This window comes from bacterium SCSIO 12844, assembly GCA_024397935.1.
GTDB lineage: Bacteria > Pseudomonadota > Gammaproteobacteria > Francisellales > Francisellaceae > M0027.
Genome location: CP073743.1, coordinates 1,949,079 through 1,973,525, shown reverse-complemented (window position 1 = coordinate 1,973,525; position 24,447 = coordinate 1,949,079). Strand labels below are relative to the sequence as shown.

The following is a 24,447-nucleotide window of genomic DNA, read 5'->3' as shown; positions in this document are numbered from 1 at the left end:
CCTTACTTATTTGAAATTTTGTTTAATAACTGTTCTGTTGCATTAAGTATATCCTGGACTTCTACACGATGAATATACTCAGCAGTATCTTTAGGAATGGGTTGCCTTAATTTTTCACCACAGGTAATAATTGCTTTAGGTGAGTCATTATAAGGCCAGGTATTATTATCTAGTTTTGAAATAGCAACAATCGCTACTTTCATAGCTGAAGCAATATGCATGGGGCCTGTGTCATTTGTGATATATAAATTGATAAAAGATAAAATCGCTGTTAGCGTTAAGATATCAAAACTTTCATCCATACAAACAATATTAGGATTAAGTGACTTAAATTGATTTAGTAAGTTTTGTTCTTTTTTTGAACCGGTAATAAGAAATATATAATCAGGATATTTTTGATGAAGAATTTCAATGAGCTGTTTAAATTTCTCTGTTGGCCATTGTTTTCTAACTTGGCTAGAACCAGGATGTATACCAATAATAAACTTGTCATTTAAGTTTTTCTTTAGAAGGTATTGTTTTGCCGATTCAAAATGGGTTGGCTGAGGGTATAAAACTAATTCTAGTAGCTTAAGGTTAAAGGATAAGTTAATTATCTCAAGCATTCGATTTCTTATGTGTACTGGATGATCACCATTTCCGTTAATTAGGTGGGTAAATAAACTATCTAATTTTTTTGCTTCATTTTTAATACCAACTAAATATTGAGGCTTTAGTAAGGCACATAATGGAAAGACATATCGATCACTAGCATGAAAAATAAAAATTGCTTCAAATTTTTGTTTGTCTAAAGATTTATAGAGTTTGAATTTACTGAGTTTATCTGCATTAAATAATTGATCAATATAGGGGTTATTTTCACTAACAGCAGCGCCTAAATTACTGGTTAGATAACTAATTTGAGCTTGTGGTAAAGTAGTTTTAATACTTTTAAAAAATGGCGTAGACCAAATATTATCACCTAGCGCTGTTGTGCAAACTAATAAAATTTTTGGTTTATCCTGATGATATGTATTTGTCTTATGAAAAAGATTAAACAGTTTGACTGTACTGGTTATTAGTAAGTTTTTGATAGTCTTTGACATTGTTTAATTTATTTGTTACTTAAATTTTTTCTTTGGTTGAAATTCTAACATAATCTAATGTTTTTAGGGAGTTAGTAATTGCTAAGAGAACAACCATAAGTTAATATTTTCTGTATTAAAGTAGTGTTGGAAATATAGCAATATTATGAGTTCATTTAAAAATACAATATTAAAGTTTGTATTTACTATTTTAGGAAAGTTCTCTAGAACAAAAAAAATAACTTCTGAGAAAAACGTGTTAATTGTTTCAACTACAGGGATGGGAGACTCACTTTGGGGAACACCAGCGATTAATTATTTGGCTAAATACCATCAATGTAATATTGATGTATTAACATCGACAGTTGGTATTCAAGTATTAATGCACAATCCAGATATTAATAAAATCTATTGTTATTGGTCAAATAGTTTTTTTGCCTTATTTAAGTTGATCAAAACCATGTTGTTCAATACATATGATCAAGTATTTTTATTTCATGCTTCTCAACGAATTGTACCTTATATAGCTTATTTAGCAAACCCTAAGGCATTTTATTGCATTGATCATTTATCTAATAAAGTTGCTGATATGTATACTGAGATATTTAGGATTTCAGATTACCCTGAGTCTCATCAAGTACAATGGCGACTTAACTTGGTTGAAAAGTTTTATCCAAAATCTAATGTCGAAATATTTCAACCACAACTTAAAATATTCCTAACTGATAAGGAAAACGAACAGGTTGATGCGTTTTGTATGAAGCATCAATTAGAAAAAGATAACTATGTATTTGTTCAGCCGGGAGCTAATGGCAAGCACAAGCAATGGTCACCAGATAATTTTCGTCAAGCAGTGATCTTTATGACTCAGAAACTAAATAAAAAAGTAGTAGTTTCAGGCTCAAGAAATGAAATTAAATTAGTTGAAACGATAACAAAAGGATTAAATGAGAATGTTATTAGCATAAAGGGAGAGTTTCCAGTGAAGGTTGTTGCTGGGATTATTCGAAATGCTGAATTTATGTTAACAAATGATACGGGTCCTATGCATTTAGGTGAGGCTTTTCATATACCGATGATTGTGATTATACTTAAAAAGTTTTATTTTGAAGCTTGGCCAATACTAAATCATGCTTATACAAAAGTCTTAATGGTAGATTATCATCAGTATGGTGAATATATGAAACAACCTAGTTTAGAAGTGGTTGTCAATGAACTGAACCATTATTTTGATAATAAAGCTTCAATAGGTGTCTGAAATGAAAATATTATTGATATCTGACCAAAAGGCAAAAAGTGATCACTCTTCTGTTGAGGGACTATTTTATAATGCAATTAATCAACTTAGTGATGTAAATTCTGATGTTGTATATTTTTCTGATCAGTTAGATAAAGCATCTTGGCTTAAGCAAAATAAAATACAAGTACCTAAAAGAACAAAGCATATAAAAATAATTAAGTGTTTATCAGCAATTATTGATTTAAATCAATATGATTTTATTGTTATACGTAATTATTTTTCTACATTAAGACAGTTTTTAAAGGTAAGGAAAAAATTTAATTTCAAAGTTGGGTTTTGGGAGTCATTTCCACATAATTATCGACGTTATGAGGAGGCAAAGCGTTTTCGTAAATCCTTGTGGCGTAAATCAATTGAATGGTATTTTAAGTATAAGTATCAGAAGAGTTTAATTAATCGATCTGATTTTTATCTACCAATTTCTCAACAGCTTCAGGATGACTTTTATCTTAATTTAACAACAGCAAGCTACCCATTATCCTTAGGTGTTGATGTTGATATACTACCTAAAACAGATAAAAAAGTTTTGGATGACAGTGAATTAACCTCATTTGTATATACTGGTACAATAGATCAGTTAAGAAATTTTGATATTATTTTGGATGCATTTCTTAATGTTAAAGAAGCTTATAAGCTTTTTATTTACACAGCCAGTAATAACGATTGTGTTAAAGAACTTCAGTTACGCAGTCAAGTAGATCCCAGAATTCATTGGTGTGTACCGTTAAAAAGAGATGATTTATTTAATGCCTTGATTCAATCAGATATTGCTGTTGGTATTTTTCCTGAATCTAAAACATATCGTAGTGCTTCACCAACAAAAACGATTGAGTATTTTGGTATAGGTTTACCAGCATTGTTAAACCACATCCCAGAATATGATTTGTTATTTAATAATACGTGTGCATTTTTTTGTGAATTTAATCAACAAAGTATACATAAAGCTATAGAAAAAATTGTTCAATTACCTAAATCACAACTAGTTGAAATGGGTAAAAAAGGTCGTGAAATTATTTTAGAAAAAAGATCTTATCAGACCATGGCTAAGTCATTAATTGACTTTTTACAGTCGCTTTAATTTATTTTAAAACAGAAAGTAGGCCAAAATCAGTAGCAATTTGAAGTAAAATAATACCAATACCAATTAAGAAAACTAAAATTAATAATAATTTACTAAATAATGTAAGACGTTTTTGGCTTTTTCTGACTTTCCAATTCATTAAAGCAGGTATACTAATGAGTATAATTGCAACAAAGATACTGGCATAACCAAGTGCATTTTTAAACCCATCAGGATAGTAAATTGCATATAACCATGCAGGTAAAAATGTAATGATAAAGGCTAATAAGCGATGACTATGTGGCTTAGTTTTTAATTTATAAGTATCTTGATTAAAGTTATATAAACCTAAAGTTACTCCTAAAAATGAGGTGGTGACGGCAATATTTGTAAATGCATTAATAAATGCAGTTACCTCAGGTACATTTAGATAGGTTGCAATCGTTGAAACAAAGTCACCCAATTGATTACCATTTGCTGCAATATTTTGATAGCTATCATCGCCATATAAAGGAATTGCACCTAATGAAACGGTATTCCAAATTATATAGATTATTAATGGCAGTGTACTGCCAACAATCGTTGCCCTATATAACTTTTTGCGATCAGAGTTAAGATAGCTTCTAACCGTAGGTAAAATATGATGAAAGCCAAATGAGGTAATTAAAATTGGAAAAGCTGCCCAAATATAAGGCATACCTGCATTGGCTTGAATTAATTTTTCAATGGATAGCTGTGGCGCAATAAAGATGACTAAGCCAAGAAATGTAATTACTTTAAAGGTTAATAGTACTTTATTAATCTGATCAACGACTCGAGTTCCAAAATAGACAAATGCACCTAGAACAATAACAAATATGGCAGCATTTAGTTTTACATTTAAGCTAATACCAAAATAAGATAATAATAAGCTTAAAAGGGAAGCGCCACCAGTTGTATAAGCTGCTGATAGTGAATACAGCAAAAGTAAATAAGATAAAAAGGTAATCAGTTGGCCAACTCTACCTAGAGTATAATAAGCCATATTACTAAAGTTAGTACCATCTTTAAAAGCAAGGTTGGTTTCATTAATTAAACAGGCTGTAATAGTCATCAGTAACCAAACAAGTACCAATAAAATAATTGATGTTGTATAGCCACTGGCCGCTGTTACTAAAGGAATAGATAGCATGCCAGCACCAATACAGGTGCCGGTAATGATTAAAGCACCACCAAATTCACGGGAAATGAGATATTTAAACATAAATAGCCTTAAATAATTAGATTTGTACCGTTAAAGCAGTATTATGATATCGTTTGATTAAGACGATGTATAGATAAAAAAGAAACCTTAGGCTGTTTCTTTTTCTGTTGTAAAACTTTCAGTTTCAGTTGTATTTAAAGCTGGTAAGACCGTACCTTTGACTTCACCAAAACCAATACGATAATCTTCATTTTGACAATAGCCTTTAATAACAGCAGTATCACCATCTTGGAGGAATTTGCGTTCTTCTTGATTCATTAATTTAATGGTTTCTTTACCACCAAAGGTTAGCTCAATCATACTACCAAAACTTTTTTCATTCGAGCCGCTGATTGTGCCAGATGCTAATAAATCACCAGTATTCATAGGACAACCATTAACACTATGATGTGCTAGTTGTTGTGTAAAATCCCAATACATATCTTTAAAATTCATCGTTGCAATGGCTTCTGGCTTACTCATAGTTGGCGTTTGGATGGCAAATTCCAAGTTAATATTAACGCCCCAATCAGCAGCACGTTGAAGATAAGGTAAAACTTGTGGGTCTTGTTTTGGACTTTCTACTCGAAATGGTTCTAAGGCATCTAATGTGACAACCCAAGGTGAGATCGATGTGCAGAAATTTTTACCTAAAAATGGACCTAGTGGCACATATTCCCATTTTTGAATATCTCTGGCACTCCAATCATTGACTAAAACCATACCAAAGATATGTTGGGGGGCTTTTTCAGTTGTTATTTGTTCACCGTGCGTGGTTGCATTACCAACAAAATAGCCGACTTCGACTTCAATATCTAAAGCCTTTGAAGCTGAATAAGTAGGTGCTCCCTCATTAGGCTTAGTTTGGCCAATGGGACGTCTGAAATTAGTACCACTGACAACGACACTACCGGCTCTGCCGTCATAAGCAACAGGTAGGTGACGCCAGTTAGGTAAAAGTGGGTTATCCTTATCTCTAAATAATTTACCAATATTTGATGCATGTTCGATGGATGAATAAAAGTCAGTATAGCCACCAATTTTAACGGGCATATGTAGGGTTACTTGATCCATAGAAATTAACAATTTTTGTTTTAACTCATCATCGTTTTGTATGGTGAGGGTGTCATGCCTTAATAATCGACTAATGGCATTTCTAAGCTCAGTAATTTTATTTCTTTCAAGGGCCATTAAGTCATTTAGAGACTCACCTTTGAGAATATTTTTATCAATGGCTTGATCTGTAAATAAATCACTCTCAAATGCGCTGAATAGGTCAAAGACAAAATCACCAATGGCAACGCCAATACGCTTTTGAGGATTTTGTGTATCACTAAAAATACCAAAAGGTAAATTTTGAATTGGAAAATCATGTCCATGTGGGATGGTAATAAACGAAGAAAGTTTTGGGTTATTTGCTTCAATCATAGTTATATCCTATTAATTACTGATCTATTGTTGCGGTTGTTTTGCTATTAGTAAAATTAGATTTTAATCCTTTCCAGCAATCTAAGTAATCTCTTTGGCGAAAGGCTGCATTAAATGCATATTCTGTTACTTGCCATGTTGCATTACTTTCAAACATAAATGCTAGAGTATTTTGATAGCGTTGTGGAGCTTCTTTCATTGTTGATGCTTTTTCAAATACTTCAGCATCAACGCCATGACCACTCATGGTATTATGCAAACTTGTACCACCAGGAATAAACCCTGTTTCTTTTGCGTCATATTGACCAAAAATTAAGCCCATAAATTCACTCATAATATTACGATGATAATAGGGGGGTCTAAAGGTGTTTTCTTGAGTCATCCAACGTTCTGGAAATATGACAAAATCCATATTAGCAGTACCTGCTATAGTTGATGGTGCAGTTAATACAGTAAAAATACTTGGGTCTGCATGATCTTTTAAGACACTATTAATGGGGGTAAATAGTGATAAATCGTATTTATAAGGTGCACAATTACCATGCCAGGCAACCACATCTAAAGGCGAATGTTGAATATCCATCTGCCATAAATGACCTTGAAATTTACTATATAGCGTAAAATCACCTTGTTTATCTTCGAAGTTTGCACAAGGAGATAGAAAATGACGTTCCTCAGCTAGGCCGTTTGCACCAATAGGGCCTCGCTCTGGTAGGTAGAGTGTGCTTTGTTGAACTTCACAAATATAGCCGCGTGCATGAGACTCATTTAAAATAACTTGAAAGCGAATGCCACGTGGGATGACAACAATCTCACCCGGAGATACATCAATAACACCCAGCTCAGTTTTAAATGTTAAGCCACCCATCTGTGGTACAACTAAAAAGTCGCCATCAGCATTATAAAAGAAGCTCTCTTCCATTGATGTATTAGCATGATATAGATGAATTGCAGCTGAATGATTATAAGCCATCGTTGCTAAGGATGAGATAAAGTCAGTTGGTTTTTGAGGTTCAGGTTGTGGCGACCAGCGCATTTGATCTGGTGGTGTAATTAAGTCATCTTGATAATGATAATCTCGTATTAAATGATTAATAACACGGCTTGCAGGTGCGCAATTTAAAACAGATGGGTGGATTCGATATAACCAGCTATTAAAGTTTTGGCTTCTAGGCGCTGTAAAAGCACTATGATTGATTTGTTCAGCATATAAGCCAAACGGTGCTTTTTGAGGGGAGTTGCGATCTTTGGGTAAAGCACCTTCAATACTTTCACTTTGAAAGTAGTTATGAAAGCCTGATTGATATGTTTGTGTCATTGAATACTCCAAAAATTTTTGTTCAAACGGCAGTTTTAGCCTTAATCTGATTTTGTTCTACATATTCTGGCGATGCTTTTTTAAATGCATCTAATTTATTGCAGTTGTTGTAAACTAAGTTAATTAAAGGATAATCACTCAAATCCACTTCAAAACGAATGGCATTATAAACTTGTGGAATAAGGCATAAGTCAGCTAGCGTAACTTGACTGTCAAATGAATAAAGACCTTTTGTTTTTTTAAGTTGAGTTTCAATTGCTTTAAAGCCTGTATGAATCCAGTGGTGATACCACTTTATTTTTTCATCTTCACTACAGTTTAAGTTAGCTTTGAGATATTTTAAGACAGATAAATTATTCAAAGGATGAATATCACAAGCAATGGTTTGAGCAAAACTTAAGATTTGTGCAGAGGTTTCTTTGCTTGTTGAAAGTAGGGAGTTATTGGGGTATTTATTGTCAAGATAAGTAATAATTGCTAATGATTGAGTTAAAGTAAAATCCCCATCAACAAGTGTTGGTACGCGTTGCATTGGGTTTAGTTTTTGATAATCATCACTGTATTGCTCACCACCATTATTGACAAGATGCACTTGGACTAATTCATAGGTAATTTGTTTTAATTCAAGTGCAATGCGTACACGATAGGATGCTGAAGATCGAAAATAATCATAGAGCTTGATCATTTTTTGGTATCCTCTAAAACACCACGCTCAATCTGATCCAACTCAATTGAGTCAAATAAAGCTTGGAAATTACCTTCACCAAAGCCTTCATCACCTTTGCGTTGAATGATTTCAAAGAAAACTGGGCCAATAACTGTTTGTGTAAAAATTTGTAGTAAAATACCACCATCTTTAGTCGGTGCGCCATCAATTAAAATGCGGTTTTTCTGCATACGTTCGACTGATTCAGTATGATGAGGTAAGCGCTTATGAATATTTTTATAATACGTATCTGGTGTATGCATAAATTCACTACCTTGACTGCGCAGTGTTTCAATCGTTTTATAAATATCACTAGATTCTAATGCAATATGTTGAATACCTTCACCATGATATTCATGCAAAAATTCTTCAATTTGAGACTTATCATCAGCCGATTCATTAATTGGGATACGAATTTTATGGCAAGGGCTAGTCATAGCACGGCTAAATAGACCGGTTAATTTCCCTTCGATATCAAAGTAGCGAATTTCACGAAAATTAAATAGTTTTTCATAGAAGCCCGCCCATTTGTCCATATTGCCTCTAAATACATTGTGTGTAACATGATCGAGCGTCTTAAGACCAACTTGATTATTCTTCATAGTTTCATCACTATTAGGCAGCTTATCAAATAAATCACTATCAAGAATATTTGCATAAGGTGTTAAATATAGGCGCGTATCTGCAATACCATGAATTAATTTAATTGAATCATCATGCCAATTATCGCTTGCTGCTTCAACATCGTTTGCACCAGCGTTTTTTGTATATTGATAAGCTGCTTTAGAGTCTTTAACTAAAAAACCCATACTACAGACACCACCACCATGTTTTTTAGCGAAGGACTCTGCAAAGCCACCAGCTTCGGCATTGATTAAAAAGAAAATATTATTTTGTTGCCATACTTCTAATTTTTTTGTTTTATGATTGGCAACATGGCTAAAGCCTAAACTTTGAAAAAGTGCTCTTAATGATTCAGGTGAGGTAGAAGTATATTCTAAAAATGCAAAGCCATTGGTATTGGCCGGATTATCGAATGCTTGCATGGCTTACTCCTTAAATGATGTTAGCTTCCGTTTGTTTGCTAATGCTAATGGTATCTAAAATTGTGAAAATTCGTCTTGTGGCACTAAATTTATTACCAAATAAATCAACTGCTTGATCTCTCATGCTTTGAGCATGATTTTCTAAATAATCTTCTAAATAAGGCCAGCTATCGATTGCATATCGCACGGTTATTAAGCACATTTCAGAACTGTTTGTTTGAATTTCTTCATTAATTTGTGCGCGTCTAAAGCCATCAAAATTTAACATATCTGCAACGTGAGGCTTAAGCCATGTTAGATAGGTGTCATAGATTGATTGATGAACACTTAGATTAATTTCATAAATAACCATAGTTATAAATTCCTAATTTTTATCTCCATCATAAAACGATCTCTATGATATACGATCTAATGCCATTTTATAAAGCGATGCAGTCATTAGTTTACCGTTATTGATTGCATAGGCTTGTTCAATATTTTGATGAATTTCTTGATAGATATCTTTAAATACATTTTCTGTAGTTAAATTATGATCGGATTGTTCGCTCATCAAATGGTAGAATGTTCTTGCCATACCCATATTAGCTAGAAAGTCTGGAATGACGGTTAATTTACGATCTAGATATTGTGAGCAGACACCATAGCAATATTCATTTTCAACAAAAGGATGATTTGCTCCACAAGCAATTAGGCTAAGCCCATTATCATAAAGTTGATCGATAAATGATTTGTTAATTAGGTTAGAGCCAGCTGCTGGAACAAAAACATCGACCGTAGTATTAATAAATTGTTGGTTAAATTCATCATGGTTATAAAGCTCTATGCCTAAATGACTTAGTGATCTATTTTTTATAACACTAATCAATTGTTCTTTACTTATGCCATTGTCAAATAATAAGCCGCCATTATGATCACTTAATGCAACAATTTTAGCGCCAGCATTGTACAAATACCACAAAGCAGCAGCACCAACATTGCCAACACCTTGAATAAATACTTTTTTATCTTGTAGTGAGTCTTTAGCAATCGTTAAAAAACTATCAATAGAAGCAAAGACGCCATAACCTGTAACAAGCTCAGCTAGTTGAACAGATAGCTCTGAGGTTAATTGAACTGATTGAGCTAATAATTTCATATTATTAATTGCTTGGCTTTTTTTAGCTTCATCGCCTTTAGTTACGGCATAGATAATACCTTCTTGCGAGTTTTCAATACCCATTGGTTTAAGTGTTTCATTGATTTTATGAATATCAGTATTTAAATCACTTCCGGTACCATAGCAATTTTTTAAAATAGGTTTAATGGCTTGATACCAGCGCTCTAAAATCTCATATTTTTGAGGATGGGTTGGATCGAGTTGAATACCTGTTTTAGCGCCACCAATTTCAGGACCTGAAAAGGCAAATTTAATTTCCATAATTTTTGCTAATGTTGTCACTTCATTAACACTAACATTTTCATGAACTCTTGTACCACCACCACAAGCATTGCCTTTAAGCGAGTTGATAACTAAAAAACCTCGAGTGTCTGAATGACTATCTTTCCAGGTGAATTTGATTTCGGGCTCTTTTTGTGTAAATGCTTCTAAATTGTGAATTACTTGACCCTGAAATTCGGTTAAATAATCAGTATCGTTTGTTATTTCTGTAATATTGGTCATATCCATTGTATCCATGTCAAAATCCTTAAACTAAATAAATTTCTAAAATAGATTTAGTGAGCTTTTCTTTTTAAAATCTCTTATAAGAAAAACTAACTACTAGCGTCATAAGAGTTAATACGATAGTAAATAGAATCAGTTGTTTTGTCTAATATTTTTTATGTTAACTGTTTAATGGCGCATCAATTAATTTAAACATAAATAAGCGTTTATTAGTTGCAGCATAGATAAAATTAAGTTAAAACTAATTGCAATAATTTCAGGGAATCTCATATGCTTAGGAGAATTAAATGGCGCTTGATAATCATAGGTTTGAACAATTAAGTTATTTATCTAATTATCTAAATATTAATCAGATAAATAAGCTTAAATCTATATTACAATCTACTGTCGCATCGCAACAGAAGTGGGTACATATTTTATCCATAATCAAAGAGTCTAAAATACCTTTTGATCTGCAAAAAAACCTATTTGATTTAATTTATCAAAATAAAACTAATGCCTATGCTTACATCCCTAATAATGAAACGATTGCAAATTCCTATCTGGCGTTATGGATGAAATCATTAGATATTGATTCTGTAAGTGACTTTCATCGATATAGCATTGAGAATAAGCTTCAATTTTGGCAAAAAATTATTGAGCAGATGGGTATTCACTATAAAAAGCCTTATGCCTCTTTAATGGATATTAGTGATCCAATTAATCCTAAATGGTTAATTGGTGCAGCGTTTAATATTGTTGATAATTGTTTAGAGCATGATAAAAATAAAGTTGCGATTATTTATGCAAAAGAAGATGGTTTTTGTCATTCAGTTACATATGATCAATTAAATCTATTGGTTAATAAAGTAGCCAATGGTTTGATTAGTCAAGGCTTTAAAAAGGGTGATCGTATCGCCATTAATATGACAATGACAGTTGAAGCTGTTGCTATTTATCTTGCAATCATTAAAGCGGGTTTAAGTGTTGTTTCAATTGCTGATAGTTTTGCCAGCGATGAAATTAAAGTACGTTTAGATATTACTAGTGCAAAAGCAATTTTTACAGAAGATTATATCATAAGAAATAATAAAAAAATTCCACTATATGATAAGGTAAAACAAGCAAATCCAGAAAAAATATTTGTTATAAAATCTTCCAATTCAGATATAGAAATGCGAGATCAGGATGTAAGCTTTGATCAATTGATTGATAATGCTTTAGATGTATTTGAATCTGTTTCATGCCAAGCAGATGATGAGATTAATGTATTATTTTCATCTGGTACAACAGGACAACCAAAAGCAATTCCTTGGAGTCATTCAACAGCAGTAAAAGTCTATTCAGATAGCTTATTACACTTTGATACAAATAGTGAAGATATATGGGCATGGCCAACAAATTTAGGCTGGATGATGGGGCCATGGGTTAGCTTAACAGCCTTATTGCATGGTGCAACGTTAGCACTTTATTATGCTGCACCAACTAGCAAAGCTTTTGCACAATTTATTGAAAATGCAAAAGTAACTAAATTGGGTATTGTGCCGAGTATTGTTAGTGCTTTAAGATCAAAAGGTTTTTTGGACTCAACGATTAATTGGGGGCGAATAAAAGCATTTGGCTCTACCGGTGAATGTTCAAATTTTGATGATATGCTGTATTTATCATCTAAAGCTAATTATGCACCTGTGGTTGAGTATTGTGGCGGCACTGAAATAGGGGGTGCTTATATTACAGCAACGACCGTTGAGCCATTAATCCCATCAACATTTACAACACCTACATTTGGATTGGATTTGTGCTTATTAGATGATAAGGCTCAAGTAATAGAAGGTGAGGCTGAAGGAGAAGTGGCATTAATTGGACCATCTTTTGGTTTATCTTTAGATTTATTAAATAAAGATCATAATGCGGTTTATTATAAAGATATGCCCAATATAAATGGAAAACAACTAAGACGTCATGGCGATGAAATTAAAAGAATAAAAAATAATGAAGGCTATTTTTATAGAGCGCAAGGGCGCGCAGACGATACTATGAATTTAGGAGGAATAAAGACTTCTTCTGCTGAAGTTGAGCGTTGTGTAAATAAGCTAGAAATCATTTATGAATCTGCAGCCATTGCCATTAATGCTACGGAGGGAGGACCTTCAAAGCTTGTGATTTTTATTGTTTTATCAAAAGAGGAAAATGAAAATAATTTAAAATATAAGATGCAGCAATTAATTAACCAGCATTTAAATCCTTTATTTAAATTATCTGATATTATAATTGTAGATAAATTACCAAGAACAGCATCCAATAAAGTAATGCGACGAGTGTTAAGGGATGGCTATGTTAAATATAGCGCTAAACTAAAGATGGAGCAGCCATTATAGACTTAGGTAGTTTCAAATCTAATTCACGCTGATAAAAGTATTTGATATATTGTGCATTATTATATATTTCAGCATATAGCTCATAACGATTTTTAAAGCCAAATTTTTTAACTAATGATTGGACTAATGTTTGAACGGTTCTAACTGAGCGACATAGGATTGATGCAATATCTTTTACTTCAAAATTGCCATGATAAATAGCAATAATACAAAGTATTTCAGATTTATTTAAACTTTGAAAATATAACGGGATTGAGGAACATAGATTTATATGTGTATTTGCAATTGGTTTAACAGTAAAGTCAGTTATAAGTTTTGGATGATTAATTTGAATTAATTTTTCAATTTTATTAATCATTTGAGACATATCTAACCATTGAAGCTTTGATAATGAGTTAGTATATAATGGCGTTTTAACAAAAAAACAAAGGTTACTAATTGAGTTATCTAAATTATAGATATAATGAATAGGTAATAATCTAAGTCTGTCTTGAGTAACGATATCTAGGTGATAAGCATTTTCACAAGATAATTGTGCTAAGTCATTCAAGTTAACGATAGCAGGTCGATATAAAATTTCATCAAAGCTAGAAATCTTTGCATTATTGGATGCTGCCCAAGTTTTAAACTCATCACAAGTTTTAAGTGGTATATTAATACCAAGTCCTGATTTAAATACTTTGGTATAGGTAAGGCCTTCTACTGCAAAAGGAATATCTAATTGATTAACAATTTTTCTCAATGATAGATAATGTTTTTTCCACAAGTCATGGTGAATATCTTTAAGAGAGTGATATTCAAATTTAGTTATGTTATTTAGCATATTTTTATTTTTATAATCAGTTATTTTAACGGAGTTTATATTAAATTATTTTTTGCTAAAAATCAAATTTTACATAACCAAATAATAAAAAATTAATTTAGATCATATAAAAAATAAATAATAAAATTATCTATATGATATTTAATGTAAAATTATTTTATGTTTCATTAAATAACTTCAAATTTTTAAAATATTATTACAGATTAAAGATTAATTTTTGATAAATAATTCATTAAATTAAAATTTAAATATTATTTGTATTGTTTCATCTAAAATTTGAAAAATTATACATAAGCTTTAAATTAAAATATATTAGTGACCAGGTAACTGAATTGTTGGTTCTTTGGTTACTAATGAATTCAATCAAATAGATTATGGAGGATTTATGATGAATATCTTAAAATTAAAAGATGATATTGAGCTTTTGCAGGCAAGCCTTAATTCAAAATTATTGATGTATGATAAAAGCTACTTAAAAAATTATAAGGATCGGAATAAAGTTTCTTTTAACTTAAAAGAATTATTGATTGATATGAATATTTATAGAAATGAAATAGTCATTAAAGGTAAGGATCATTGGCAATCAATTACTAAAAAAAATTTAGAACTGATAAGTTCAAAGCTATATATTATGCATAGCGAAATAATAAATTGTCGCCGAAATAGTTTTTTGAGTAAGTTAAAAAAAGATACCGAGATGTTTAGTACTTTTGAGTTTGGAATGATGCTAACACTTAAATGTTGTAAATATGCAATAGATCAAAATAAGTCAAAATCTAGCGATAAAATTAGATATCGTTTTGAATATATTTCAAACCTATATAATCAAGTTAATCAGTATAATGAGAGTTTGAAAAACTTTAAAAAGGGCAATGTATTATTAAATAATAAACAAATTGATGTTAAAAATGTTGATGTTCCGATAACACCACCTATCCTTATGAAACATACTAAATATAAAAGTATGTCTTATTCTCCAATAAAATAATAATTTCTTATAACTGCATGATCTTTCTATTTTTATTAACTATATAATCAATCTCAGTTCCACTATAAGCAATCGAAAAATCACCATCTGAGTCTGAAATTATATTAGTGATGCTTTTTGCATTATCAGGGCTTGGTAGAATCGTTGACTTATAGTCCTTATCAAGCATTTGACTAATTGGCGTACTTTCATAGGTAATAATAAAGTTACTATTTCCAGTTGTATAAATATTTAGTATATTATGATTTATTATAGGGTTAATAATCGTTTCAGAACCATCATTTTTTAATAATAATGTGTCATTGGTATTTTTAAACTGTATTAATACAGACCCATTATCAGTAACTATAGCAGAAAGAAAGTCAAATGAATAAAACCCTTTAGGATACTTATAGGGTTGTCTATTACCTTCATTATCAATTGTTATGATTTGAGTCCCATAAATGATAACTATTTTATTTTCTGAGTAAATAATATGTTCAAAACTACATCGGCTAAAGCATGGATTAATAATTTGTTTATCAGCTGTATAGATAATAAAGTTATTAAGTATATCTTCACCTAAATCAGCTTTATACTGAATATTTACGTTATTATTTTTAGAGATAAAAATAGATTTTAAATAAAATTTATCTATTTTATAATCTTTACTATCAATAGCATCATTAATCTCATTTAAGTTTATTGTTAATAAAGAACCATCTGATTTTATGAGTTGGATTAGATTGCTATCATATACTATTGCTATTTGATTGCGATTGGCTGAATTTAATAAATCAGATAGATAGTGGCTATTCTCTGGTGGTGTAATTGTATTAATTTCATTCGTTGCTTTGATTAAGGTTGCATTAGGCGTATTTGTATATGAAATTACAAACTGACCATTTTGAGTATAAGCAATTTCTTTAACTTTGGCAGTTTTATTAGGCGCTTTAATATCTGATGAAATACTCTTTTGATCAATTAATTTAACAGTTGAAAGTTTATTATATTGAATGAGTGTTCTAGCATTTTCACTCATATAAACTTTAGCTACTTTATCAGTTTTTTCAGGTGGATTAATTAGTTTTAAATCGCCATTTTTATTAACTAAGATTGCTTTTGCAGTATTTTCATAAGTAATAATTGTATTTCCAGCTTTACTGGTATAAATATGGCTGATTTTAGTTGCATCATTTGGCATATTAATTGTATTGATAATGATATCTTCTGAGTTAAGATTATAGTTAGCAAGATAAAGTGTATTACTTGACTGCATTAATATATATTCAGGTGTGATAGCCACTGGAAATGCTTCATTTGGAAGTGCGTGTAATAGGATAGGTGTGTCTGTCACGATATCAGACTCTTTCGTTAGAATTGATATAGTGTGATCAGAATTTTCATTATTTTTACCATCTACAGTAAAGCTACATGGGTGTAATAAGGAAATCTTGCAGCTTGAAGGGCTAAATTGATAGCCGCCCGTATCAGATAAGTGAATTTCAAATGTTTGTTTATCACTTGCTAAAGCTAGATTTGTTAAGGATGATAAACTAACTTCAACTTTTCCCATATTATCCGTATTTCTTGAGTTTAGCTCTATTGAGTCGATTGAAGCTTTATATTTTGCTTCGGTTGGAGTTGATGAGTTATCACCTGTAGAGCTATGGAAACAACCACTTAAGAATAGGCTAAGTACCATCATATTTATTAGAATAGAAATAGATTTATGTTTTTTAATGGTCATTTTGACTTACCTTTATAATTATTATCAAGAGATAGGTTGGTAAATTTGTATTATTACAGTTTAAACTTTTATTAGTGGTATATAGTTACATTGGAATAATATAACTTAAATTGATTCCAATGCTTGAAAAAGCAAGTGCTTTATTCGTTCCTACTGAACCAAGATCATCGGTGCTCTTGCCAAAAACATAGCTATAGCTAGCTGTTAATGATAATCCATTTTGCCATTGATAGCCGCTAGAGACGCCAAGCATTGGGGCAATATTCCAGTTTGATGAAGTCGTAGAACTGCCATAACTATCAGCGTGTTCTTTAATTTGCCATTTTTGTAAATCAATACCTGCTTCAGTAGAGATTAACCAACCTGAATTGAAATAGTAACTAAATGTTGCAAGTAAAGGGATATTATGTACATTTAGCTTTACATTATCAGAGCCGTCAGTTGTAGTAATATTTAGAGAATTTATGTCATATACATATTGATAACCCAATTTTCCGCCTAAAGTCATATTGCTATGAAATGCATATTCATATCCTACAAATACGCCCCCACCATAACCACCATTGGTTGTTTCTGTACTTGTTACTTCAGGAATAGTAACTATATCATTACTGGATTGGTTAAATATATTATCAGGTGTCATATTATAAGATGCTTGACCTTGGATTTTAATACCAGATTTTGCTGCTGTAGATGCGTAGCTCATTGATGCTGCCGCTGTTAATAACGTTAGTGAAGTGAGTACTGTATTTATCTTTTTCATTGTTATGCTCCTCTATTTTAATTTGTTTAAAGTGGCACAAAAGTATATCTTTTGTAATTTTTATGGATTTTATAGTGCGTTAAAAAATAAAAATAGCGTAGAACTACGTGAAATTAGATATGGGATATAAAATAATCAATTCAATGGTTGGTTATTTTGCGTACTTTTGCGGTTTATGTACTTGTCAACATTAATTAAATTAATTGGCGTTTTATTTAATGATATTAATTAAGTTTATTTTGGAGACTAAAAATGACTATGACCATTGAACAATCTATACCTGTTCCATTATTTGATACAAAAAAATATATATTTAGTAATACTAATGATAATCAGTTAAACATAAAAAATGAAAATGACTATCTATATGCAAAGCTTTTTTTACAAAATAATGCCAGATTTGAAGGTACATTTAACTCTTATAGACGAGAAGTTGAAAGATTATTGCATTGGTGTTGGCTGGTTGCAAAAAAATCACTACCATTGCTTACAATAGAAGATATCAATAAATATCTTGAGTTTTGTCAGTCTCCACCTCAAAGCTGGAGAAGTGAGCGAAAATTAAGCAAGTTTATTAATAGTGAAGATCATACAAGAATTCCAAATCCAAACTGGCGTCCTTTTTTAGGCATTAATGGGGGTATTTTATCATCGAGTAAAGAGACTGCCCCTAGTAGTAGATCTTTTAATATAGCAAAAAATTCTCTAAAAGAAATGATTATGATTTTAAGCACATTTTTTAATTATCTTTTAAAAGTAAACTATGCCTCACATAATCCTATTATATTATTGCGTCAGAAAATTTGTTCTAAAATAGAAACTGTCACGACTAAGATTAAATTTACTAAAGAGCAGTTAGCTGATACTTTGTTTATTGCTAATTATATGTCCGAGAAAAATATATCACTACATGAACGTTCATATTTTATAGTTAACTTAATTATTAATATGCGTATTAAGCCATCAGAGTTAGTTATAAAAGGTAGTTTTACGCCAACTATGGCGGATATTATTCAAAAAAATAATAAATGGTATTTAAGGACCAATAAAAAAAGAGAAGTTGAGTTTGATGAAAACTCTTTAATTGCGCTTATTCGTTGGAGAAGATATTTAGCCTTAAGTCCATTACCTGTTGATGACGAATCTGATATTCCACTGGTTTCTAAATTAAAGGGCTATGGTGCAATAGAAAGTTCAGTGCATATTCGAAGAATCATCCAAGATATATTTGACTTTGCTGCAAACTATTATGCTAAAAAAAGAGAAAACCAAAAGGCTGAGTTCTTTAAAACTGCAAAGCCTAAGTGGTTAAGGTATGATTAGAAATATCATCTTTGTTTAAGTATTTTTCAAAAAGGAGCATAGGTTCTTTCTGATTTTCATTTTGTGAATGATGGAAGAACTTTTCATTATCTTTATCTTGAGAGTTAAAAAAATATCCACTTGAACTTTTCACTCCATAGATGGCATAACTTCTTATACCTCTCATACGAATCTTTTCATTATTTGGGCAAATTTCTAGCTTAAGTAAATTGTTTTTAGAAAGATTTAAAAATTTGACAAGTTCATCACCGGTTGTTGTAGTGCTTTTTGGATGTCTCCACCCACTTTTCTGTCGAATCGATGCAGCAAAACATAAATCTTGTAAGGTTTTACAATTAGCAAATGATGAACGTTTTAATTTCGTAGTATTAGAGTTTTCAAGAATATTTTTAATTTTCAAAAATTGCTTATCTTTGGCTTTAGCTTGAGTATTTAGAACTGGAAAGTTGTATTTTCCAATTTGATGATAGACTATATTAGGGAAGATTCTACCACTTGTATAGATAGTTGCTTTTGGTTTTAATAACTGGATATTTTTTTTAAGTAATTTTTTATGCCCATCATTGTTTAAACATTCGTAGATATTTGAAGGGTAGCAGTAAATATTATATTCATGATAATCACAAATATTTTTAATAAATTTAAAAGCTTTTTCATTTGTCCAAGATTGTTCAAGTAAAGTTACCCCTTTGTCTATCAATTCTTTGCACCATTCAAACTTATTATTATCTCCTTGCCAGAGAGCTTTAAAATATTTAGCTAAATTTTGAGTTGGATAGGAATCTGGATCACATTGCATTTTTATTGCTAAATTTTTAAATGACTTATCTGATAAATGACGAAAGCATCTAGATTTACCAAATTTAGGGATCATAAGATTTTTTAAAAAGTCATCGATTGATTTTGATATTTGAAAATTTTTTTTTATTAAAGACCAAAATTGATGAACATCAGAAGAGTTATCAATGATAAAAATATGAGGTTTAATCCTTAAATTGTTTAATGACAACTCATGAGCAATAGATAAGTTTCTTAATCCACCGGTACCGACAATAGCATAACTATCATCTGGTTTTTCTAATTTGTGAATTTCAAGTAATGGATCATTTCCTACAGCAAACGTAGTATAATGAACTAATTTTGTAGGGCTTGGTTTTTGAAATTTTTTTCGTGTTCGATAAGCTCTAAATAAACTTTGAATTTTTATAGCTTCTTTAGCTGACATAGATTATAACAACCTCTTTTTAGCATGATTTTATTGGATTATTAAACGATCATAGATCGTGGATATAAGTTGTAATTTAATATGATACTTTTCAATAGTAGTAGTTAATATAAATGATATTTTAATCTTTTATTGCCAAAATAATAACGTAAATGTACTCTAAAAAAATAAAATCCATTGCAAGTAAATTATTTATATTAAGTATTTATACGCTTTCTGCCTCGTTTATTTTTTCTTATATTAGTTTGAATTTTAATAATATATGAGGGTAATTAGATGAAATTTGATAAAATAGTTAATTTAGTAAAAATTGGTCAATTGGAAACACTAACTCCAGAGGTATTAAAACTGTTAGGTGAAAGATACTTGGAAAAGTATCCTGAAAAATCACTATTTCATAGTAATCAAGCTGTGGCAAATTTGTTAGTTACAACAAGTAGCTGTATTGATGATGTTAAAAATAGTACTAAATCGGCAATTACTTTGATTGATGTATTGGGTTTATTACCTAATTTAAGAGGTGAGTTAGCCGTTTCTATTTCAAAGGTTCTCAATAAGGTGATGAAATCTGACATAAGTCTAACTTATTGTTTGCCTGGTGAACATGGTTTAATCATTGATAAAACTCCAGAATCTGTTGTAGAAGAATTTAAACAAAAATTTGATAAAGCTTATAGATTTAAATCAGATAAAAAAATGCAAAAACTTTTTTTGTTTTATAAAGAGAATTATAAAGGCTCAAAATCATATGAAATGAGAGATTTAAGCAAAGATATATGTTTATAGAAAGTATAATTGATAAACAAATCCAGGCTCAAAAAACTATCCTTAAAAAGCAACTGTATAAATTAGAAAAAATTAACCCTCTAATTAGCCAATTAAATAAATGGTTAAGAATAGATGAGCTTGTTAATTTAGAAGGTTTTGAGAAAAGTAAGTATCGTCATGGGCTTATTATTCTTAATGCCTCTTTATTGGAATACGAGAGATTTTATCAAATTATTAAAAGTTTATTTATTAATCATCAAAGTAAGTATGATTTACTTAATAGTAAGATTCATGATTTATTTATCAAGCCGTTTATAGAAGGGATTTATATAACAGAAGATGACTTAGAAGATATTTATTACGAAGGAAAACAAATAATCAGAGATGAAATTATAAAAATTATAGCTAAAGCAAATAAATCAAAAAAAGATTTAACCTCATTAATAAAAGGTATTGAATTATATCATCAAGTTTTAGATATTAAACAATTAGATCAATTTTTAGATATGAAAGAAATAGGAGATGTTCACTTTAATTTATCATTGACTTATTTTGATATTTCAGATTATTTTAGACTACCAAATGAACATATAAAATCATGTCAACCCACGAGTGCTTTAACAAATATTGAGAAAGCAATTGAATCAATGCATAAAGCTAAAAATTATTATGATACATTAGTTGGCCAGCAAATTGGGCAGTTTACAGAAATACAAATTGAACTTACCAATGAATTAATAAAGAGGCCTGCTATTATCCCTGGTTCTCTAAAAATAAAAGTATTAAACCACTTTTATAATGAGCATGGGAATAATAATTCTGGTGATCATTATAGTGTCAATTCAATTGAAATTAAGAAATAATAATTCTTATTAGAGAGTATAGAGGTTAATTACTTATCTAGTGATTGTTTAGATGTTAAATCATCTGATTGACTGCTTTTATTTAAATCATTTTTATAGAAAAGGGAGTATAAGTCTGGGCCATCTCCAGGATAAGGAGGGTCATTTTGTATAACTTCGCTAGTTATGGTTATTTCTTTCTTCAGCTTAACCTTAGGCTGCAAAGGATAATTTTCAATCAAATTTAGTACATTATTAGATTGAACATCATTTTTAGAAAGTATTAAATATGGTATCTTCATATCCTTGCATGTATGTATATCATTTTCACGACTTAAATTAGGAGAAAAAACAACTAAGTCAGCACCTTTGAAATAGCTTTTAGTAGTTGATTTAAATCTTTCTAAGTTTTTAGATAGCCATATTTGAGTATCATTATGTTTAATCATATCAACGCCAGTTGTAGATAGCTTATTAGATGGAAAATATATATTACATCCTTTATATAACTGGTCAATTAGATTATCATCAGCTTTATTTGATGAGTCATGAATAATAAGAACTTTTTTTGTCATTGTAGTTTACCTTATTTATTAATTTGTTCATTATTTATATTTAAATTAAATAAGATATATAAATAGCGTAGAAGTGCTTAAAAATATATTAATTTTCTAAGAAGATGGATTTAATTGTATAATATGCAATTGTAAAAAATAATGATTATCAAATATGAAAATCTATAGATTTAAACTTATTTTTTTCGCTGTTGTAGAAAAGGCTATTAGGAGAGGATAAATCTGGCTCATCTCCAGGATAAGGAGGGTCATCACCCTCATAATAGGATATGTCATTACATAATTCGTTATAGTCAGATATAATTTTTTCTTTGTCTCGTGGTTCAATTTCACCGCCACTACCTTCATATAATTGAACATCTTTACCCAAGACTTTGTTGAGTGTTTCAGCGCATCGTTTAAAAAGCCAGCCACCATATTCGATATTTTAATAAGTTGATAGCAGCACTCTTCAGCAGACTCTGGTTTTGTATAATTTTTAAGGATGTCTGCTTGATCAAAATTATTATGATTTAATCTCGAAAACCAGTTATCAAACTCCTTATAATATTTTTTTCCAATGTATTGTAAATTTTCAGGTTCTAATTGTCCTTTTTTAATGCTTTTTATAAAATCACTAAATTTTTTAAGCCCCATTGCAATATTCCTGATACTAAAAGTTTTATGAAGTAATGTAAATTTACTTAGTTTGAGGGTAGATAGTAGCGTATAAGTACTCAATAAATATGATGTTCTTGAAATATATTTATAAGTTGCTTTATTTAATATTTTCTATATTTATTACCTTTAACTGAACTCATATAATGAGTATTTCTCAAGACGTTATAAAATCATTTTTCTGAAATTTGATCTGGTTACCATTAGGTAGACACTTTGTTATGGGATGAATTATCATCTTATCAACAAACCAGGAGAACTTTATGACAACTAGAAAACGTCATTCTTATGATGCTGAATTTAAACGTAATGCAGCATCGTTATATGTTAATGGTAAAAAAAGCTTATCAGAATTAACAAAGCAATTAGGAGTAGCAGAATCTACTTTATACAACTGGGTTAGTGAGTATCGTCAACGAGGAGATGAAAGCTTTAAACCCAAAGAACTCTCGGCACAAGAAAAAGAATTACTTGCGCTTAAAAAGCAATTAGCTGATGTTAGCATGGAGCGTGATATATTAAAAAAGGCGTTAACCATTTTCTCAAAGAAAAAGTAAAAAGAGCCGAGCTTTATGAATTTATTAATTTGTATCGGCGAGATTTCTCAATTGAGAGAATGGCAAAGATTTTTGGTGTTAGTCGTAGCGCTTACTATCAGTACAGTCGTGGTAACTTGTCTAAGAAAGAGATAATAAATAGCCAGTTACGCCCTCTGTTAATCAAAGCATTCATAAACTCAAAGGGAGAATATGGCACAAGGCGGTTACAGCTTTTACTTAGACGACTAGATATCTATGTCGGTCGTAAACGTATTGCTAAGCTAATGAAAGAATTGGGGCTTTATGCTAAAGCAAGAAGAAAGTTTAAGGTAACCACCAATCAAAGTAAAAGACCTTATTATGTTGCACCTAATTTGTTAAAACAAAAATTCATGGTAGAAGCTCCTAATGAGGTATGGGTGAGTGATATCACTTATGTGCCAACTAATGAAGGATGGTTATATTTAGCAACTGTTGTTGACTTATTTTCAAGGAAAGTTGTTGGCTTGGCTATGAGTCAGCGTATTACAGCTGATTTAGTTTTAAGGGCAGTTAATCAAGCAGTTAAAAGGCGACAGCCTGATTCAGGGTTGATATTACACTCTGATAGGGGATCTCAATATACAAGCCGAGTTTATCATCAATTAACTAAAAAGCATCGAATTAGATTAAGCATGAGTAGTACGGGTAACTGCTATGACAATGCTGTAGCTGAAAGTTTTTTCCATACTTTGAAATTAGCAGTTGTACATGATCAGAAATACCAAACTAGGAATCAAGCAATGCGCTGTATCTTTGAATATGTTGAAGTTTTTTATAACCGCCAAAGGATGCACTCAACGTTAAACTATTTATCACCAGAGGAGTTTGAAAGAAATTATTTTAATCAACCACAATATCCCATAGCCAAGTGTCTAGTAAAAGGTTGACAGATCAATTTCTTAGATATTTTGCCATCGGATTAAGTACTTCTACGCTATTACCCAGTAAATTCCACTGTTAGTTTGAGTCTTAGGATTAACAAAATTTAATCAAATTACTTTGTTTAGGA

The 24,447-nt window shown here is 30.6% G+C and carries 23 protein-coding genes; 9 read left to right on the top strand and 14 right to left on the bottom strand.

Going from position 1 to position 24,447, the window contains the following annotated elements; genetic code table 11:
- Positions 1-2 precede the first annotated feature (2 nt).
- The gene (locus KFE69_08860) at positions 3-1,085 is read right to left on the bottom strand and encodes a glycosyltransferase family 9 protein (GenBank protein ID UTW41615.1); all 1,083 of its coding nucleotides are present in this window, start codon (positions 1,083-1,085) and stop codon (positions 3-5) included.
- 145 nt (positions 1,086-1,230) lie between these two features.
- On the opposite strand from KFE69_08860, the gene KFE69_08855 reads away from it, so the two are divergent.
- Positions 1,231-2,322 (top strand): glycosyltransferase family 9 protein, encoded by a 1,092-nt coding sequence (locus KFE69_08855; protein UTW41614.1) that lies wholly within the window; start codon positions 1,231-1,233, stop codon positions 2,320-2,322.
- A 1-nt stretch (position 2,323) separates the two neighbouring features.
- Positions 2,324-3,442, top strand: coding sequence for a glycosyltransferase (locus KFE69_08850; GenBank protein ID UTW41613.1), 1,119 nt, complete (start codon positions 2,324-2,326; stop codon positions 3,440-3,442).
- A gap of 1 nt (position 3,443) precedes the next feature.
- On the opposite strand, the gene KFE69_08845 is transcribed toward KFE69_08850, so the two are convergent.
- The 7 genes from KFE69_08845 to KFE69_08815 all read right to left on the bottom strand — a co-directional run bounded on the left by KFE69_08845 (position 3,444) and on the right by KFE69_08815 (position 10,819).
- Positions 3,444-4,667 (bottom strand): amino acid permease, encoded by a 1,224-nt coding sequence (locus KFE69_08845; GenBank protein UTW41612.1) that lies wholly within the window; start codon positions 4,665-4,667, stop codon positions 3,444-3,446.
- 87 nt (positions 4,668-4,754) lie between these two features.
- The gene (fahA, locus tag KFE69_08840) at positions 4,755-6,074 is read right to left on the bottom strand and encodes a fumarylacetoacetase (GenBank protein UTW41611.1); all 1,320 of its coding nucleotides are present in this window, start codon (positions 6,072-6,074) and stop codon (positions 4,755-4,757) included.
- A gap of 16 nt (positions 6,075-6,090) precedes the next feature.
- On the bottom strand, positions 6,091-7,392 hold the full coding sequence (gene hmgA, locus KFE69_08835; GenBank protein ID UTW41610.1) for a homogentisate 1,2-dioxygenase: 1,302 nt from the start codon (positions 7,390-7,392) through the stop codon (positions 6,091-6,093).
- 22 nt (positions 7,393-7,414) lie between these two features.
- Positions 7,415-8,074, bottom strand: coding sequence for a maleylacetoacetate isomerase (maiA, locus tag KFE69_08830; protein UTW44045.1), 660 nt, complete (start codon positions 8,072-8,074; stop codon positions 7,415-7,417).
- On the bottom strand, positions 8,074-9,144 hold the full coding sequence (hppD, locus tag KFE69_08825) for a 4-hydroxyphenylpyruvate dioxygenase (protein ID UTW41609.1): 1,071 nt from the start codon (positions 9,142-9,144) through the stop codon (positions 8,074-8,076). The genes maiA and hppD overlap by 1 nt, the downstream gene beginning before the upstream one ends.
- Before the next feature lie 10 nt (positions 9,145-9,154).
- Positions 9,155-9,496 (bottom strand): DUF4286 family protein, encoded by a 342-nt coding sequence (locus KFE69_08820; protein ID UTW41608.1) that lies wholly within the window; start codon positions 9,494-9,496, stop codon positions 9,155-9,157.
- A 42-nt stretch (positions 9,497-9,538) separates the two neighbouring features.
- A complete protein-coding gene (locus tag KFE69_08815; GenBank protein ID UTW41607.1) occupies positions 9,539-10,819 on the bottom strand; it encodes a Glu/Leu/Phe/Val dehydrogenase in 1,281 nt (426 codons plus the stop codon).
- 275 nt (positions 10,820-11,094) lie between these two features.
- On the opposite strand from KFE69_08815, the gene KFE69_08810 reads away from it, so the two are divergent.
- On the top strand, positions 11,095-13,164 hold the full coding sequence (locus tag KFE69_08810; GenBank protein ID UTW41606.1) for an AMP-binding protein: 2,070 nt from the start codon (positions 11,095-11,097) through the stop codon (positions 13,162-13,164).
- Here the strand turns inward: KFE69_08810 and KFE69_08805 are convergent.
- Positions 13,136-13,987 (bottom strand): hypothetical protein, encoded by an 852-nt coding sequence (locus KFE69_08805; protein ID UTW41605.1) that lies wholly within the window; start codon positions 13,985-13,987, stop codon positions 13,136-13,138. The genes KFE69_08810 and KFE69_08805 overlap by 29 nt on opposite strands.
- A gap of 388 nt (positions 13,988-14,375) precedes the next feature.
- Here KFE69_08805 and KFE69_08800 point away from each other — a divergent pair, with 388 nt between their 5' ends.
- Entirely contained in the window at positions 14,376-14,975 is a 600-nt protein-coding gene (locus KFE69_08800; GenBank protein UTW41604.1) for a hypothetical protein, read from the top strand.
- A gap of 7 nt (positions 14,976-14,982) precedes the next feature.
- On the opposite strand, the gene KFE69_08795 is transcribed toward KFE69_08800, so the two are convergent.
- Both KFE69_08795 and KFE69_08790 read right to left on the bottom strand, forming a co-directional pair.
- Positions 14,983-16,704, bottom strand: coding sequence for a hypothetical protein (locus KFE69_08795; protein UTW41603.1), 1,722 nt, complete (start codon positions 16,702-16,704; stop codon positions 14,983-14,985).
- Between the two features lie 85 nt (positions 16,705-16,789).
- Positions 16,790-17,467, bottom strand: a complete 678-nt coding sequence (locus KFE69_08790; protein ID UTW41602.1) for an outer membrane beta-barrel protein — start codon at positions 17,465-17,467, stop codon at positions 16,790-16,792.
- A 252-nt stretch (positions 17,468-17,719) separates the two neighbouring features.
- On the opposite strand from KFE69_08790, the gene KFE69_08785 reads away from it, so the two are divergent.
- Positions 17,720-18,790: a hypothetical protein gene (locus KFE69_08785; protein UTW41601.1), complete on the top strand. Its 1,071-nt coding sequence runs from the start codon at positions 17,720-17,722 to the stop codon at positions 18,788-18,790.
- Here KFE69_08785 and KFE69_08780 read toward each other — a convergent pair.
- The gene (locus tag KFE69_08780) at positions 18,768-20,015 is read right to left on the bottom strand and encodes a hypothetical protein (GenBank protein UTW41600.1); all 1,248 of its coding nucleotides are present in this window, start codon (positions 20,013-20,015) and stop codon (positions 18,768-18,770) included. The genes KFE69_08785 and KFE69_08780 overlap by 23 nt on opposite strands.
- 276 nt (positions 20,016-20,291) lie before the next feature.
- Here KFE69_08780 and KFE69_08775 point away from each other — a divergent pair, with 276 nt between their 5' ends.
- Together KFE69_08775 and KFE69_08770 are read left to right on the top strand one after the other, a co-directional pair.
- Positions 20,292-20,801: a hypothetical protein gene (locus KFE69_08775; GenBank protein UTW41599.1), complete on the top strand. Its 510-nt coding sequence runs from the start codon at positions 20,292-20,294 to the stop codon at positions 20,799-20,801.
- A complete protein-coding gene (locus tag KFE69_08770) occupies positions 20,792-21,646 on the top strand; it encodes a hypothetical protein (protein UTW41598.1) in 855 nt (284 codons plus the stop codon). The genes KFE69_08775 and KFE69_08770 overlap by 10 nt, the downstream gene beginning before the upstream one ends.
- 29 nt (positions 21,647-21,675) lie before the next feature.
- Here the strand turns inward: KFE69_08770 and KFE69_08765 are convergent, their stop codons facing one another.
- Positions 21,676-22,200, bottom strand: a complete 525-nt coding sequence (locus tag KFE69_08765; protein UTW41597.1) for a hypothetical protein — start codon at positions 22,198-22,200, stop codon at positions 21,676-21,678.
- A gap of 162 nt (positions 22,201-22,362) precedes the next feature.
- A complete protein-coding gene (locus tag KFE69_08760; protein UTW41596.1) occupies positions 22,363-22,836 on the bottom strand; it encodes a hypothetical protein in 474 nt (157 codons plus the stop codon).
- Between the two features lie 284 nt (positions 22,837-23,120).
- Here KFE69_08760 and KFE69_08755 point away from each other — a divergent pair, with 284 nt between their 5' ends.
- Both KFE69_08755 and KFE69_08750 read left to right on the top strand, forming a co-directional pair.
- On the top strand, positions 23,121-23,414 hold the full coding sequence (locus KFE69_08755; protein UTW41595.1) for a transposase: 294 nt from the start codon (positions 23,121-23,123) through the stop codon (positions 23,412-23,414).
- Positions 23,375-24,325 (top strand): IS3 family transposase, encoded by a 951-nt coding sequence (locus KFE69_08750; GenBank protein ID UTW44044.1) that lies wholly within the window; start codon positions 23,375-23,377, stop codon positions 24,323-24,325. Before KFE69_08755 ends, KFE69_08750 begins: the two co-directional genes overlap by 40 nt.
- The last annotated feature ends 122 nt before the right edge of the window (positions 24,326-24,447 follow it).

Excerpts from the sequence above, each read along its gene's own strand:
- KFE69_08860 (UTW41615.1), bottom strand. The coding sequence starts at position 1,085 with ATGTCAAAGACTATCAAAAACTTACTAATAACCAGTACAGTCAAACTG.
- KFE69_08765 (UTW41597.1), bottom strand. The coding sequence starts at position 22,200 with ATGACAAAAAAAGTTCTTATTATTCATGACTCATCAAATAAAGCTGAT.
- KFE69_08795 (UTW41603.1), bottom strand. The coding sequence starts at position 16,704 with ATGACCATTAAAAAACATAAATCTATTTCTATTCTAATAAATATGATG.
- KFE69_08790 (UTW41602.1), bottom strand. The coding sequence starts at position 17,467 with ATGAAAAAGATAAATACAGTACTCACTTCACTAACGTTATTAACAGCG.
- fahA (UTW41611.1), bottom strand. The coding sequence starts at position 6,074 with ATGATTGAAGCAAATAACCCAAAACTTTCTTCGTTTATTACCATCCCA.
- KFE69_08805 (UTW41605.1), bottom strand. The coding sequence starts at position 13,987 with ATGCTAAATAACATAACTAAATTTGAATATCACTCTCTTAAAGATATT.
- KFE69_08855 (UTW41614.1), top strand. The coding sequence starts at position 1,231 with ATGAGTTCATTTAAAAATACAATATTAAAGTTTGTATTTACTATTTTA.
- KFE69_08770 (UTW41598.1), top strand. The coding sequence starts at position 20,792 with ATGTTTATAGAAAGTATAATTGATAAACAAATCCAGGCTCAAAAAACT.
- KFE69_08780 (UTW41600.1), bottom strand. The coding sequence starts at position 20,015 with ATGTCAGCTAAAGAAGCTATAAAAATTCAAAGTTTATTTAGAGCTTAT.
- KFE69_08785 (UTW41601.1), top strand. The coding sequence starts at position 17,720 with ATGACTATGACCATTGAACAATCTATACCTGTTCCATTATTTGATACA.
- KFE69_08755 (UTW41595.1), top strand. The coding sequence starts at position 23,121 with ATGACAACTAGAAAACGTCATTCTTATGATGCTGAATTTAAACGTAAT.
- KFE69_08775 (UTW41599.1), top strand. The coding sequence starts at position 20,292 with ATGAAATTTGATAAAATAGTTAATTTAGTAAAAATTGGTCAATTGGAA.
- KFE69_08845 (UTW41612.1), bottom strand. The coding sequence starts at position 4,667 with ATGTTTAAATATCTCATTTCCCGTGAATTTGGTGGTGCTTTAATCATT.
- KFE69_08815 (UTW41607.1), bottom strand. The coding sequence starts at position 10,819 with ATGGATACAATGGATATGACCAATATTACAGAAATAACAAACGATACT.
- hmgA (UTW41610.1), bottom strand. The coding sequence starts at position 7,392 with ATGACACAAACATATCAATCAGGCTTTCATAACTACTTTCAAAGTGAA.
- KFE69_08810 (UTW41606.1), top strand. The coding sequence starts at position 11,095 with ATGGCGCTTGATAATCATAGGTTTGAACAATTAAGTTATTTATCTAAT.
- KFE69_08850 (UTW41613.1), top strand. The coding sequence starts at position 2,324 with ATGAAAATATTATTGATATCTGACCAAAAGGCAAAAAGTGATCACTCT.
- hppD (UTW41609.1), bottom strand. The coding sequence starts at position 9,144 with ATGCAAGCATTCGATAATCCGGCCAATACCAATGGCTTTGCATTTTTA.
- KFE69_08760 (UTW41596.1), bottom strand. The coding sequence starts at position 22,836 with ATGGGGCTTAAAAAATTTAGTGATTTTATAAAAAGCATTAAAAAAGGA.
- KFE69_08820 (UTW41608.1), bottom strand. The coding sequence starts at position 9,496 with ATGGTTATTTATGAAATTAATCTAAGTGTTCATCAATCAATCTATGAC.
- KFE69_08800 (UTW41604.1), top strand. The coding sequence starts at position 14,376 with ATGAATATCTTAAAATTAAAAGATGATATTGAGCTTTTGCAGGCAAGC.